Annotated in this window: 16 protein-coding genes and 1 pseudogene; 9 read left to right on the top strand and 8 right to left on the bottom strand. The window is 58.7% G+C overall.

Annotated features, from left to right (window positions below; all coding sequences use genetic code 11):
* Positions 1-524 precede the first annotated feature (524 nt).
* Entirely contained in the window at positions 525-884 is a 360-nt protein-coding gene (locus tag BFE01S_RS46660; RefSeq protein WP_169742681.1) for a helix-turn-helix domain-containing protein, read from the top strand.
* 48 nt (positions 885-932) lie between these two features.
* On the top strand, positions 933-1262 hold the full coding sequence (locus BFE01S_RS40735; RefSeq protein ID WP_042339035.1) for a hypothetical protein: 330 nt from the start codon (positions 933-935) through the stop codon (positions 1260-1262).
* A 218-nt stretch (positions 1263-1480) separates the two neighbouring features.
* On the opposite strand, the gene BFE01S_RS29910 is transcribed toward BFE01S_RS40735, so the two are convergent.
* The gene (locus tag BFE01S_RS29910; RefSeq protein WP_028228663.1) at positions 1481-1678 is read right to left on the bottom strand and encodes a hypothetical protein; all 198 of its coding nucleotides are present in this window, start codon (positions 1676-1678) and stop codon (positions 1481-1483) included.
* Between the two features lie 52 nt (positions 1679-1730).
* Positions 1731-3107, bottom strand: coding sequence for a hypothetical protein (locus BFE01S_RS29915; protein ID WP_028228664.1), 1377 nt, complete (start codon positions 3105-3107; stop codon positions 1731-1733).
* Positions 3108-3271: 164 nt separating this feature from the next.
* On the opposite strand from BFE01S_RS29915, the gene BFE01S_RS44700 reads away from it, so the two are divergent.
* Both BFE01S_RS44700 and BFE01S_RS29920 read left to right on the top strand, forming a co-directional pair.
* Positions 3272-3811, top strand: a complete 540-nt coding sequence (locus BFE01S_RS44700; protein ID WP_156967197.1) for a hypothetical protein — start codon at positions 3272-3274, stop codon at positions 3809-3811.
* 156 nt (positions 3812-3967) lie between these two features.
* Positions 3968-4975 carry a hypothetical protein gene (locus BFE01S_RS29920; protein WP_028228665.1) on the top strand — a complete coding sequence of 336 codons (1008 nt, stop codon included), beginning with the start codon at positions 3968-3970 and terminating at the stop codon, positions 4973-4975.
* A gap of 42 nt (positions 4976-5017) precedes the next feature.
* On the opposite strand, the gene BFE01S_RS29925 is transcribed toward BFE01S_RS29920, so the two are convergent.
* Positions 5018-5278 (bottom strand): hypothetical protein, encoded by a 261-nt coding sequence (locus tag BFE01S_RS29925; protein WP_028228666.1) that lies wholly within the window; start codon positions 5276-5278, stop codon positions 5018-5020.
* A gap of 117 nt (positions 5279-5395) precedes the next feature.
* On the opposite strand from BFE01S_RS29925, the gene BFE01S_RS29930 reads away from it, so the two are divergent.
* From BFE01S_RS29930 to BFE01S_RS46670, 5 genes and pseudogenes are all read left to right on the top strand, one after another.
* Complete coding sequence (locus tag BFE01S_RS29930) at positions 5396-5608, top strand: helix-turn-helix transcriptional regulator (protein WP_028228667.1); 213 nt, start codon at positions 5396-5398, stop codon at positions 5606-5608.
* Positions 5608-5790 (top strand): cupin domain-containing protein, encoded by a 183-nt coding sequence (locus BFE01S_RS29935; protein WP_042339040.1) that lies wholly within the window; start codon positions 5608-5610, stop codon positions 5788-5790. The genes BFE01S_RS29930 and BFE01S_RS29935 overlap by 1 nt, the downstream gene beginning before the upstream one ends.
* Complete coding sequence (locus tag BFE01S_RS40740) at positions 5787-7748, top strand: AAA family ATPase (RefSeq protein WP_042339041.1); 1962 nt, start codon at positions 5787-5789, stop codon at positions 7746-7748. The genes BFE01S_RS29935 and BFE01S_RS40740 overlap by 4 nt, the downstream gene beginning before the upstream one ends.
* Positions 7748-8437, top strand: a complete 690-nt coding sequence (locus tag BFE01S_RS46665) for a transposase (protein WP_084170243.1) — start codon at positions 7748-7750, stop codon at positions 8435-8437. Before BFE01S_RS40740 ends, BFE01S_RS46665 begins: the two co-directional genes overlap by 1 nt.
* Positions 8362-8571, top strand: a pseudogene (locus BFE01S_RS46670) (WYL domain-containing protein); the annotation flags it as partial. The gene BFE01S_RS46665 and the pseudogene BFE01S_RS46670, both read left to right, overlap by 76 nt.
* Before the next feature lie 910 nt (positions 8572-9481).
* Here the strand turns inward: BFE01S_RS46670 and BFE01S_RS44705 are convergent.
* The 5 genes from BFE01S_RS44705 to BFE01S_RS29960 form a co-directional block, all read right to left on the bottom strand.
* The gene (locus tag BFE01S_RS44705; RefSeq protein ID WP_156967199.1) at positions 9482-9859 is read right to left on the bottom strand and encodes a hypothetical protein; all 378 of its coding nucleotides are present in this window, start codon (positions 9857-9859) and stop codon (positions 9482-9484) included.
* A gap of 1214 nt (positions 9860-11073) precedes the next feature.
* Entirely contained in the window at positions 11074-11385 is a 312-nt protein-coding gene (locus tag BFE01S_RS29950; RefSeq protein ID WP_028228669.1) for a helix-turn-helix domain-containing protein, read from the bottom strand.
* A gap of 102 nt (positions 11386-11487) precedes the next feature.
* The gene (locus BFE01S_RS46305) at positions 11488-11613 is read right to left on the bottom strand and encodes a hypothetical protein (protein WP_281177416.1); all 126 of its coding nucleotides are present in this window, start codon (positions 11611-11613) and stop codon (positions 11488-11490) included.
* Between the two features lie 59 nt (positions 11614-11672).
* Positions 11673-11852: a hypothetical protein gene (locus BFE01S_RS44710; protein WP_156967200.1), complete on the bottom strand. Its 180-nt coding sequence runs from the start codon at positions 11850-11852 to the stop codon at positions 11673-11675.
* A 57-nt stretch (positions 11853-11909) separates the two neighbouring features.
* Positions 11910-12377: a hypothetical protein gene (locus tag BFE01S_RS29960; RefSeq protein ID WP_156967201.1), complete on the bottom strand. Its 468-nt coding sequence runs from the start codon at positions 12375-12377 to the stop codon at positions 11910-11912.
* Positions 12378-12400: the final 23 nt, after the last annotated feature.

Consider the following 12400-nt stretch of genomic DNA (forward strand, 5'->3'; position numbering starts at 1 on the left):
AAAACCGCGCGATGCGCGGTTTTTTCGAAATTCTGGTCGGGGTGAGAGGATTCGAACCTCTCTGTGTCGACCGTAGAATAAGGCTTTCCGGGGAATTCGTCAACATCAAATGCGTGTCGAATTGACAAGGTTTCAAGCCTAGAGGTTACCACAGACAGCACTGGTTTCTCCCGGATTTTCGAGTGCACACGCATGGTGCAAGCGTTCCTCCAAGCAACAAAGTCTATGGTTCCCCCCGTTTTTGCAAGGCTGATGTTCGACGCTGTGGTTGGCTTGCGTAGATCTATCCGGCGTCGTTGTGGGGATCGCTCCCCGTTCCACAATGAGAGTCGCGGCTGACGGTCCTAACAAATGTCCGGCCTATCTTGCCTGATCGAGGGCATGCGGATTGGGAGCCACATAGGTGCCCACACGCGTCTTGCTTTTAGCGTGTTATGGCAGCAACATCGTTGACACTCCGGACGTTTCTAATATAATTAATATTAGAAACAGTACATCGGAGCACATCCAAGATGGCAAGGCCTATGGCGCCCGTACCACTTCCGGTTTTACAGGCCGGCGAGGTTCATCAACAGCTTGGTGAACTGACACAACACCTCACGGACAACCCGGACGTCGTACGCTTTTCTGTCCAGGTCGATAACCGTACTGGGATAGTGTCCGCCAATGTGCAGCACCGGGATGGACGTGTCCAGCATAACGAATGGGTCGCAAAGGGTTTGAGTCAGACTACTCGGTTTGACCCTCGTTCGCTCACGATTGAAGACCGAAATGGTGCTGTTCTGTCCTTGCTTAACCAAGGTCTCACGCAGACGGAAGTGGCGAAGCGCATTGGGATTTCTCAGTCACGAGTGGCGCAGATCAAGAAATTGTCATCCACGTAAATTCACCAAACTATGCCCGCTCGGTGGGCTGTCGAAAGGACTCTAGAGATGCCGAAATCTACTAACCTCACCGGTGCGTTCGTTGACGGTGCCGTCGATCTCATCGAAAAAGTTTCAAGTCCGGCGTCCCGAGCAGGCTCCGCCGTCGAGCGCGCCGGCCGTATGCTTGAAGAAGACGTTGATCCTGAAGTCATTGCATTGCAAATGACGAAGAACAGCCCAAATGGTAAGCGTTATACCGCTGCCAAAGTCTTGGCGTATGGCGATCTCTATGAGGACTCGAAGACCAAAGCTCCTCTAACTGCCAAGCAAACCCGTGCGATCATCAAGGATCAGCGTGCCCAGCGGGGAGACGATAGCGAGCCCGTACTCGCCTGATCTTGCCCTTCCAATGAACGCCTCTAGCAGCACGTGCCAGATCAGCATCGACGAGCACTCAAGCATTCTCTTCACCGAAATGCATCTGGCGGATATGAAGGCATGCCTTTCGGCGCTCGACGATAACGAAGGCGAGCCGACTGCAACAGCCGGACGCGGGTGACAGAAGAACACGGAAAAGGGAGTGAGCGAATGCTATCGCAGCGAGTCTGTGATAGTTAATCTATCTTACCATACTGCTTTGAGTTCACTTCATCCACAGGCGAGACGCGGCCATAGACGAAACCCGGTCCATGGATGACTTCAGTCATCTTGACCGTGTTGGCCGCCGCGTCCTTTGCGATGCTCTGTGACACACTGGCAAGCACTTCTTCGGACGAGCGGTTGCCAAGCAGAAAACTCAGCAGGTCACTCATGCTCATCTCCTCGGGAAAACCCTAATATTCTATCATACGGGCCGAGCTGTCATCACGAGACCACTCGGTACTGGCCGACCAGTTGCACCAATAACCGCAGGAAAGGTACCAATAGTGGCATAAAAAGGCGGCTCCCGTCATTGTTCAAAATACCCTCTTTCGAACAGTGGACGTTCAAGACGCCGACACACACCCTTTGCAATTTCTGCTCCTCACCAACCGGGGTGTCCTGAGCAGCAGGAGCGGGAGCGTTACCTGAGGTCGCGCCTGCAGATGGTCCTCCACCGTGTGTAGTTCCCGACGCCTTTTTATGTATATCGTCCTTTTTTTGCTCCACTTCAAGGGGAATGGACACAAAACTCTTTAACTCGCCCCGCATTGCCTCGAAATATTCGGTCACCTGAGCGCGGGTCCTCTCGGTAAAGTCGCAGTATTCGTCAAACGTCACCAGTAGCTCATCAATGCTGTTGAAGCTGGTGTACCGCAAGTTGACCGCTGCCCACGGGGCGCCGGGCAGCACCCGGAACAGGGTCTTCTTGTCCCCGACGCTCACCGTGGCTTCGGGTGGAATGGGCAGTGCTATCGCCGGTGTCTGCGCAGCGCCAGAACGATCGTGGTCATCGAGTGTTACGGCAAGCGATGGGGACAGGGTAAGTACGCCATCGAGATGACGGGTGCGGGGCGTCGGCAGGTCGTCAGAGAACAACAACTGCTGTTCCAGCGAATCGCGCGTCTGGTCGTCGCAGGCGTCGAGCCAAGCCTTGTCACGAAGCAGCATGACGTTGGCGGAATAGACGGTGTGGCCCGGCTCGCGGTCAAAGCTGCTAGCCAATCGGGCGACGCAATCAAGCACCTGCCTGATGGCATCTTCAAGAATGTCCTTCCGCTGCTCAGTAAATGCCAGCAGCCCCAGCGGATACGCCTTCTCGTAGAGGTCCTGAAAAGTGGTCAGGAAGCCGTGTGGGGGCAGGGAGCGCAGGTTCCGAATCATCTCCCGCAATTCGTCACTCTGCACGATGAGGTCGCGCTGCGCACGCCGTGTCCCCTTGGTCTGCGCCCATTGCTGAACGACGAAGCCCACCGCGAAAATCAACAGCAGTACCCAGAAGAAACGCGCCGTTCCCGGCTGGCGTACATACTCGGCAAGGTCAAATGGATGTGAAGTCGGGAGATTTTTCTTTATATCGTCGGTATAGAGAGACGCCCAGAAGCCAGCGACCACGCCGGTAACCGCGATGGCGGCGACAACCAGGGGAAACGAAAACACCCACTCGAGTAGGCGCAAGCACCACCCAACGAATGTAGCCGCCCAGCGGAACGGAGTTGCGATGGCCAGAAACGCGCGGTGCCGTCTGGCCATCTTTGCCCAGTCGTCGACTTGGCTTCGCAGCGTCGGCGGTCGACCGAAGGTCTTTTTTCTTCTTGTCATCGTTAGTGTCCTTCCGCGTCTCAAGACGGCTCGCGAAATCGAGGCCTCGGCGTTTCCTGGGTGTCCGGGCGTCTGATGCTTAGCGCGAAGTATATCCGACCCTCGGCGCCGGGCGGTCCCAATCCGGTCGGCATTCAGGGTCCGACTGCATGCGGACCACGTTGATGAGCAAGGGCAGGTGGGTCGCGACGCGCCGGGCCGGGCCAAGGAGATGGTATTTCGACCGAGACACGAATCGCGACGAAGGTCTGCTCGTTGCCTTGCATCTGGGCAAACAACCGTTCATAGATGGCACTGATGGCCTTTTCAGCGCGGTCGAAGGCCCGCGTGCAGTGGAAGGCCGTGCTCGCGACACGGCGGTCATCGGTCTTACTTACGCAGCACTGATGGGCGTCCCAGCCGTGGCACTTGGCTGCGCCGACTCACCGACTGACACGATGATTAACGTTGAACTTACTGTGATTGACGTCGATCGCGAGTATCAGGAGACGATCCCCGTCTGCTGCGTAGTAACCGAACAAGACGTCCGCTCACATAAAGATCGTATTACTGCAAGCCTACAAGATTCAGTATCCACTGGTGTAGCTTTGCTGGATCGTGCTGGTGAACTCTTTCCTCGGCTACGTTTCGGCCCCAAGGCCGTGGAGCAGTCGTGGGGTCCTTCACCAAACCCGATTTCAATGCGCTGGAGGGGCGGCAGCTAACGGGCGGCCTTCCGTCGCTTGGTAAGCGGAGGTAACGAACGAAAACCTCGCCGCCCAACAATATGAAACACATCATCATCGTCGCTGTCGCCGCGAACTGATTCACCAACCTTAGGGTGAGATGGTGTCCGGAAGTACGGGGGGCAAATCCATGCAGTGGGAAGCGACTGGGCGAATTACTGGATTCTTCTTGATGGGGAATGGGCGGTGGAACAAGGTGGCAAGGTCGTACGCGTGGGACGTTCTGATCCGGGGAAGTGGTTTCCAGAATATGTGCCGGAGGATATCCGTCACTATGTCACCAGACAGCTAGACCAGTTTTCCCGGCTTCATGACGCGAGCCAACAGAAGCTCGGCGATTTGCGCCGACGCGCGGATACGGGCACCGACGAAGCCGACCAGGTCGAGGTACGGAACGAAACCAAGCGCCGTGATTACTGGGTGTTGGCAGCGGCACGGATGCAACGGATCGTGTCTGATCTGCGGCTGCGCACTGTGTTCGAGCAGCTCGAAGCGGAGGTCAGTGATGGCAGTGAGTGCGTCAGCTTCTTCCATGCTGCACTGAACGCGGATAACGACTACAGCGAGTTCCGCGATGCAAACAAGGAGGCTTTGAGCGTTGCGCAACAAATCTCCGTGGCAGCCGATCGTCTCGCAGAGATGCTCCAGCAATTTGAGCGCGTCGGCATCGGTGGTCCGTCGGAGTTCTTCTCGGTACGAGAACTGCTGCGGGTGGCGGATTGTACCGGTGTCCGCGCGGGGAGGCGTCAGAGATGGCTCGCCGACCGCGATTCGCTTCTCGGCAGCAGCATTGCCGACGAGCCGGGTAACGATGATCGTTTGAAGATGCTCTGGGCGTCAGCCCCACTAGCTGAAGATCTGCTTCGGGCCATGGCATCGGCCGCGCGGCGCTTCGAGCCATACGAGGACGGACCGGCCGGCGCCGCGCTTGACAGTCGGCAGCGCAACAGGAAGTGGGAATACCTGCGAGCCTTCATCTACGAGCTCCTCGATAACGGGTTCAGGCCGTCCAGCCCGAAGATATCTGCGGCAGTTGCTGCAATGGCAACGGTTGTGCTCGACACCGAGGACGTCACTGATGACGATGTCCGAAAGGCAGTCAAGCGCGTCGCAGCTTACTCGACTGAAGAAATGGGGCGGTAGGCGCGTCGCCGTGCTCGCGTAGTACGTGTGCGCGCTCGACCGTCACTGCGGCTCTATCTCGATGTCGCCCGACGGCCGGTTCAGTGCGCGCGGTATGCGCGTACCGGCTGCCGTCGGCGGTGTGGGCGCGGTAGCTGGCAGGCCCAGCGCGCGCGTATCGGCAATTCGATCGACCGGAACTTCCAACGTAGCCAGCACGCGCGCCAGCCAGTCCACGATGGCGGTCGGCGCGGCCCGGGCGATGTGCGTGCCTGCGGCCTTTCGGTTTGCAGCGGGCCGGAATGCACCGGCCTGAACGCTCACGGTTTCAGAAACTCACGCCGGAAAAATCTGGCGAGTATCTTTTTCTCGATGGCACGCGATCGATAAATTCTACTCAACGCTGTCTCGGCGTGTATCTGGCGATCTTCCGGAGAGAGTATGGAGCAGAATTTCAGAAACCCCCTTGCCCTGTTACGATGCGGGCAGGTCATGAGCGAAACCGGCCTGGCTCGGCCGACCATCTACGCGCGGATGAGTCGCGGCACGTTTCCGAAGCCGGTTCGGAGCGGCGAGAACTCGGTCGGCTGGCGGGCCGGCGATATCGATGCCTTTCTGAAAGACCCCGCTGGCTATCGCGCGGAGGGCTGCTGATGTGTGCCCTGTTCGCTCACATCGAACCCGCCGACTATCCGCTGTTCGTCTGGTTGCGTATTTCCGCCAGCGCTGAACCCGCGCGCAAACCGGCGATGCTCGTCGCGCACACCGATCTGAACGACGTGCTAATGCTGCTCGACGCGGCGAACTCGCCATGTGCGGAGGCGCTGATCGTATGATCAATGGCCACGACCCCGGCCGCGCTCGCACCGCGTTATTCACTCTCGATTCGGGCTGCTCCCGCGAGGAGTGGGTGCGCATCGGCATGGCGGCGAAAGCGGCGGGTATTCCGGAAGGCGACTTCGTCGAGTGGTCGTCGACCGCGGCGAATTTTGGGGGCGAGCGCGAGGCTCAGTCGGTCTGGAAGAGCATCAAGCCCGATGGCGGCATCGGCGAGGGAACCCTGTTCAAGATGGCGCAGGATGCGGGCTGGCGCGACACGTCGAGCGCGGCTGGAACTCGTTCGCACCGTCCGGTGAAGGCTGCTCCGAAGCGCGACAGCGCGCGCGAGTTACGCTCGGCGGAGACGGCGCGAGCCGATGTTGTCGCGGCGCTTGAAAGCTATCCGGCCGCTAGCGCGGACCATCCGTACATCGCGGCGAAGCGCGGTGACGCGGCCGGCCTGCGCATGGTGCCGACCACCAGCAAACTGACGATCGGTGGCCAGAGCGTCGCCGGCTGGCTCGCCGTGCCGGTGAGCTCGCTCGACGGCGAGTTGCGCACGATTCAGTTCATCCCGCCGCCGGGCACAGGCAAGAAGCTGAACATGTCGGGTGCCACGTTCGCCGACGGCCTGCTCGTGGTCGGCGACATCGCGGCCGACAGCACCGTGTGCGTGTGCGAAGGCATCGGGCAGGCGTGGGCGTGCACGCGTGCGGATCACCACACAGCCGCTGCGGTGACGTTCGGCGCCAGCCGCTGCCGCACAGTCGCGACATTGCTGCGGGACCGTTACCCGGAGGCCCGCATAGTGATCGTGCCTGACCGCGGCAAAGAGGCGGACGCCGAGGCGATCGCGCGCGACATCGGTGGCATGTGGGTCGAGCTGCCCGTGGAGAAGCCCAACAACTACGACGCCAACGACTTCGAGGCGGAGCACGGCGTCGACGCGTTGGCGGACCTGCTGCGTGGCGTCCGCCGGCCCGAAGCGCGGCTTCCGCTGGACATCATCTTCGCCGATGAATTGCCGGACACTGTAGCGGCGCCTGACGAGCTGGTGCAGGGTGTGCTGACGGTCGGCGCCAGCAGCGTGCTCTACGGCGATTCGAACAGCGGAAAGACGTTTGTCGTGATCGATCTGGCCGCGGCGATCGCCCGTGGTGTGCCCTGGATGGAGAGGCAGACTGAACCCGGCCTGGTGATTTATCTCGCCGCCGAAGCGCCGCGATCCGTGATGGCGCGCCTGCAGGCCTATCAGGTGCACAACGGCCTGCGCGTGCCGAATTTCGCGATCGTGCGCAACCCCATCAACCTGTTCGACGGCGAGGCCGACTCGCAGGCCATTATCGACACGGTGCGCCAGCTCGAAGCGCAGCGGCAGCAAAAGGTGCGGCTCATTGTTGGAGATACGCTTGCGCGGTTGAGCGCCGGGGCCAACGAGAACGCCGGGCAGGACATGGGGCTCGTCATTCAGAACTTCGATCGCATCCGCACCGAGTGTGACGCGCACTTTATGCTGATCCACCACTGCGGCAAAGTGGCAGCCGCTGGCGCTCGCGGCTGGAGTGGCATCCGTGCTGCGATCGACACCGAGATCGAGGTGACCAATTCCCCGTCCGGTTGGTGCGCCGAGATCACGAAACAGCGTGACCTGGCCAGCAAAGGCGAGCGCATCGGCTTTCGTCTGGACCGCGTGGAGCTCGGCCTGTCGAAGTGGGGTTCTCCGGTCACTTCGTGCGTAGTGCTGCCGGAGGACGCTGCGCTCCGCGTGGTAACGAGTAAAAAACTCGGCGCGGTCGAAGGGGCAGTCTTGGAGTTCTTGAAGGCGCGCAACGCCGGTGCGAAAGGTGCTGATATCGCAAAGCACTTCGATGGGCAATACAGTCGGCAATCGATCTATCGAGCCTGCAAGACGCTTGCCGAGGCGAGACGGCTGCACCACACCGCCGGCATTTACGACCTCGCCCGAGGTGCTTAATGAACGGGTCAATTTTGTTGCGTTTAGCCGTTCGGCGGAGGAATTCTGAAGCCGTCCCGGACGTGTCGCGTTTGCGCCGCGCGGCATGTGCGACAAATCGACTGTGGCGATGCGGCGCAACTGGTTGGAATGCTCGCCAGCATTGCGGCTCACCGATATATGTGGGCGTTGCATTTGTCGCGTTTAGCTGGCGCGACAGGCGCGACAAGGCCTACTGCAGTTTTGTCGCGTTTGTCGCGTGTGTCTATAAGACACGCGACAACGCGACAAACGGGGTGCACGGCGTCTTTCTGGAATATTCAGTGTCTCAGACAGTTGAATTACCCACCAGGCGTCAGAACCGACGACATCCATTGGAATGGAAACGATTGGTTGTCGCGCAGACATTTGAAACGGGGGCCTCGATTGCGCGGGGCGCGCGCGAGAACAACGTGAACGCCAATCAGGTGTGGGTCTGGCGCAAGCTGCACGCACAGGGGTTACTGATCGAAGACTCGTCGACAGAAACCATGTTGCCTGTCGTTGTCGATGTGCACAGTCACATGAGAGATATGACGCACGCACCGGCGTCCGCCGAGACCACAACCAGTAGCATCCATATTCCGATGAGCAGGGACGCCGGACGGTCTGGCCTGTTGCTGTCACCTACGATGTCCAGGCCACACTCATTGCGGCGTGGTGCGAGCTGAGCGGCGATTACCGGCATTTCCGTACCGACCGGATCATCGCTGTTACGGCGCTGGACGAGGCACTTCCCACGGACCAGGGCCGTTTGCTGCAAGGGTGGCTGGAACGACCATCGTTCAAGGACGCTGTCGCGTGAACCCTGGCACGTCCCACTGAAACCCCGGCATGTGGTGGATCTGGCGCCGCTGCGTTCAGCGATGAATGAGAAGTGCCGGAGATGCGTATGTCGGGAAAACCGCCTCAGGTGATCAGCCTGAGACGGTTTTCAACTGCTGGCCATTACTACTGCAAACCCCGCGTTGGCGGGGGAAACTACCTTTGCCACCCGGGAACCGTGACGTGTACCTTCAACTCCCTGAGGTCCAGGGAATAAGCCGGGACGTCGGTGAAAAAAATGATACGTACCTTCAAACCCCGCGTGAACGGGGAACGCTGCATTTTGTCGGCCGACAACGGAGATAAACACGCTCCCTGAAATACATGAGAGACATGGGTACGCCGCTTTACTCCAGCAAACCCTGTGCACAAGCCACGGGGAAAACAACACCTCGATCATCCGGCATTTAACTCCAGGGCCATGGTGGAGCAACAGCCAATGCCTTCTGACATGCCTCCATCAACTTCAAACCCCGTGCGCACGGGGAGCGCGAAATTGATGATCTGACAAACGCGAGTCCGGACCTTCAAACCCCGCCGAGGCGGGGAACACGATTTTCAGACGACCTTGTGATCGACCCTGCATCCTTCAATCCCCGCGTGAGCGGGGGACACCTTAACCCGTTCGACTGCCTGGCCAGTGCTTCTCCTGCGGCCGCAGGAGAATTGTCAATCGGGTGAGGCAACTATAAACCAATCCTGATTGTGGGGGGAAGAGAATTGTGCGATTTTTTTGCAAATATCCGTCTGGAAGATTTAGGGTGATTTTTTATAGAAATTAATGTGGAATTTTTGTTTTAAAAATTAATCTGGAAGATTTGCGATGCCGAACGAGGCGATGAAATAATCGATAAAAAACAGGAGGGCCGCTTGGCCCTCCTGTTTCCTGGTTAGAACGGCAGATGGCCTGCATCATCTGGTGGCAGCGGAGTACCTGGCCCGCGGCCTGGTACCGTACCGATTGCCGTTGTGATGAGTTCTCCCGTTTCAACACAGCGCCATGCCCAGGCGGTGCAGGTGTCAAGATCCGGTACCCTGCGCCAATTCTGGAAACGGTACGGACGGAATTGCCATTGCGCACCGTGCCGCGTGTGAAATACAACAAGTCGCCCGACCGAACCGACCGGCGTTTCAGTGCTGTCGATCCAGACAGTGAGCAATTCGTCGTCGCAGTTGAAAACGGCCTGATTTCGGGTGGCATAGACGAGCATGGTATCCAGAATGAAGTCACAAGTGACCTGTTTGCCGATTTGTGGAATGTTTTCCATCAGAAACTCCTGTTATGTCAGAGCCCATTAAGGGAAAATTTTTGGTCCTGACGACTGGTGATGGAATACACCGGGTGATAAAAAGGAATCGGCTGAATATGCATACCTGTTACCTCGTCGACAGATTAATACCCCTATAACAGACGCGCGTATAGTGATTTTCAGGATTACTGTTAGGATCGCCATGCGATCCGTGAAAGGGTCGGTGGTCCACACACTCGATTGAATGTGCCGGGGCCGCCAACCCCAGACGCATTCGCGCACTTCATTTCCAGTCGACTGCCAATCGCCTGGAAATAGCCGCTGTAGCGTGGTGCCCGTAGTGGGGCTCGCCATGCTGCGCAGGGCGCTGGGAGGTGTAAATCCTCCCTTCGACCCAATCCATTGAAACTGATGATGGTGTGATCGAAGTCGGGCGACGCGGAAACGGGCATCCAGGTGACTGGAATGACCCTGCCGCATGTGAATGGGTGGAAATCCCAGCAGCGGGTGGCCCGAGAGGGTCAGACGTTGCCCTGGGCGGTGGGCTTCTGAGGCGTCGGTAACGGCGCAGGGGTGAGAGGGGAAACCTGGATCACCTGGTACTCACTGGCGCAAGCCACTGAGATCGATGTACAGCTTAAGCCGTTCATTGCGTCCGTAGAGGATGCATCCGGGTAAGTCGTGGCAGGCCGCTGGCCAGTTCGCCGGGAGGTGGGCTGGCTAGTCAGGGCGTGTTGATGCGTCAGTGCAGTAAGGGAGGGGCTCTGGAACCTCGCCCCCCTGAAACCCGCTGCTAGGCGGGGTAGGCCCAGAGGGCTAATCATTGATAGCGGAGCGCGGCGGCGTGTCACGTCGACACATGCGAGCTAACGCGGGAATCACCAACGGCCGATTGAACCTGGGTGGCACCAGACAAGGTACGGGTGAGGGAGACCGGCTCAGTAGCGATGAGGCAAGGGCAGACCTGACGGTTGTCCATGCGGAGCGAAAGGCCGGGGCGGTTTATTGAAGTGCGCGAGTGTGTTCTGAGTCATGTCAGGGCCTGGCAGCCCTGCTCATTTTCACGGAGAAACGAGGAAGTAAAAACATCAGACCAACGACCATTGTGCCAAAGCCGTCACAGAACGTGACGCAAAACGCTGCCGGGGTAGTACCACCCGGCAGTTTTCCTTTCTGTTGCCGGTTCAGCGGGCCTGCTGATATAGGCCGGCCTGCGACAGGGCCAAGTGCGATTACATTTCGCGGGCAGCGGCAAGCAATCGGCTTCGCGCCCGTTTCGATGCCTGCCCGTAAAGCAGGATCAATTCCGCCAGTTCGTCGTCGTCTGCATAGAAGTAGGCCACGGGTACCGAAAGCTCGGCAGCCAGCCGGCAGGCGAACGGGTAGTCTACCTTGTGGATATCCAGTTCATAGCGGTTGATGCGCGTGCTGGCGACGAAGGGATCAAGGCCGGCCGCGATGCCAAGTGATTTTTGCGACAGGCCGGCGCGAAGTCGGGCTTCTTTCAGCCGACTTCCAAAAACCGTATTTCCTGCTGCCGACATTGCGGAACCCTGTATCTTTCAGAGTTACGAATGTCGTAGTTAATGAATTTTCTCGATACTACGAAGGTCGTAGTGGTCGGGTATGACAGTCCAGACGCCTGCCTATGCCTGCCGTTTCTCGTCGCGAGCTTTCTTCGCCTTCTCGGCTTCGAGTTGCTTCGCCGCCAGCCAGAATGCGCCGATTGCGATCGGGATGCCGACCGCAATAATGTACAGGGTCAGTACCATGGCGCGTATCAAATCAGGGAAGTCGATATGGGAAGCGATTTGTGCCCGGTGATTTTCGGTCAGCGCCGATTTCCGGCGCTGTTATGAGCGTTGACATTGGCCGGCTCGTCCAGGTGCCGACTGCATCGACTGTCGCCTATCTCCCGCCGAACCGCTTCAATCGCGCCGGTGAGTGGCAGGAAGAATAGCCGTGGCGCCTCTCTGGCCGCCGTGATGAATTCGCGCATGAAAGCATTCACTGGAGATACTCCTTCGATACGGGGGGAATCTTCCGGTAACGGTCAGTCCACATAGTTTTACGACCGATGTGGATCGTCGTAGAAAATGTTTCCCGAGAACCACGAATACTCGGGATCGGTGTGCCAGTCTGCGGCCGAGCCGTGACGTTCCGGCCAATTCCGTGAATCGTCGTCGTGAAGGCTTGGGAAATCGACGTCGTCGTAACGCAGTGCATGGGAAGTCGCTTCCATTCCACGATCGAATGGATCGTCCCAGTCAGATCGCCGTGCTCTGCCCGATGGTGCTTCATTAAATAGCCGGGCGAGAGAAGACAGCATGGGCGCAATCAACAGACCGACGATGGGCGCGGCGACCGCATGCAAGCAGCGGTCGGCGGTATACAGGTCGATATGGAAATGCGTCCAGACGCCATCCAGCAAAACTTCGATCAGGACCGCCGTTGCAAACGTCAGCAGACCCACCAGTGCCTGAATCAGGAACGGCGCCCGGATCAATCGGCGATAGGCCTGTATTGGCGACTTCATCTTGTTCCCCTCCTGTTGCGAGT

The sequence above is a fragment of the Paraburkholderia ferrariae NBRC 106233 genome (assembly GCF_000685035.1).
GTDB classification, from domain to species: Bacteria; Pseudomonadota; Gammaproteobacteria; order Burkholderiales; family Burkholderiaceae; genus Paraburkholderia; species Paraburkholderia ferrariae.

Coding starts and splice junctions, on each gene's coding strand:
- BFE01S_RS40740 (WP_042339041.1), top strand. CDS start 5,787: ATGATCAATGGCCACGACCCCGGCCGCGCTCGCACCGCGTTATTCACT.
- BFE01S_RS29930 (WP_028228667.1), top strand. CDS start 5,396: ATGGAGCAGAATTTCAGAAACCCCCTTGCCCTGTTACGATGCGGGCAG.
- BFE01S_RS40735 (WP_042339035.1), top strand. CDS start 933: ATGCCGAAATCTACTAACCTCACCGGTGCGTTCGTTGACGGTGCCGTC.
- BFE01S_RS46305 (WP_281177416.1), bottom strand. CDS start 11,613: ATGGTACTGACCCTGTACATTATTGCGGTCGGCATCCCGATCGCAATC.
- BFE01S_RS29935 (WP_042339040.1), top strand. CDS start 5,608: ATGTGTGCCCTGTTCGCTCACATCGAACCCGCCGACTATCCGCTGTTC.
- BFE01S_RS29915 (WP_028228664.1), bottom strand. CDS start 3,107: ATGACAAGAAGAAAAAAGACCTTCGGTCGACCGCCGACGCTGCGAAGC.
- BFE01S_RS29960 (WP_156967201.1), bottom strand. CDS start 12,377: ATGAAGTCGCCAATACAGGCCTATCGCCGATTGATCCGGGCGCCGTTC.
- BFE01S_RS44700 (WP_156967197.1), top strand. CDS start 3,272: ATGAGCAAGGGCAGGTGGGTCGCGACGCGCCGGGCCGGGCCAAGGAGA.
- BFE01S_RS29950 (WP_028228669.1), bottom strand. CDS start 11,385: ATGTCGGCAGCAGGAAATACGGTTTTTGGAAGTCGGCTGAAAGAAGCC.
- BFE01S_RS46665 (WP_084170243.1), top strand. CDS start 7,748: ATGAACGGGTCAATTTTGTTGCGTTTAGCCGTTCGGCGGAGGAATTCT.
- BFE01S_RS44705 (WP_156967199.1), bottom strand. CDS start 9,859: ATGGAAAACATTCCACAAATCGGCAAACAGGTCACTTGTGACTTCATT.
- BFE01S_RS46660 (WP_169742681.1), top strand. CDS start 525: ATGGCGCCCGTACCACTTCCGGTTTTACAGGCCGGCGAGGTTCATCAA.
- BFE01S_RS29910 (WP_028228663.1), bottom strand. CDS start 1,678: ATGAGTGACCTGCTGAGTTTTCTGCTTGGCAACCGCTCGTCCGAAGAA.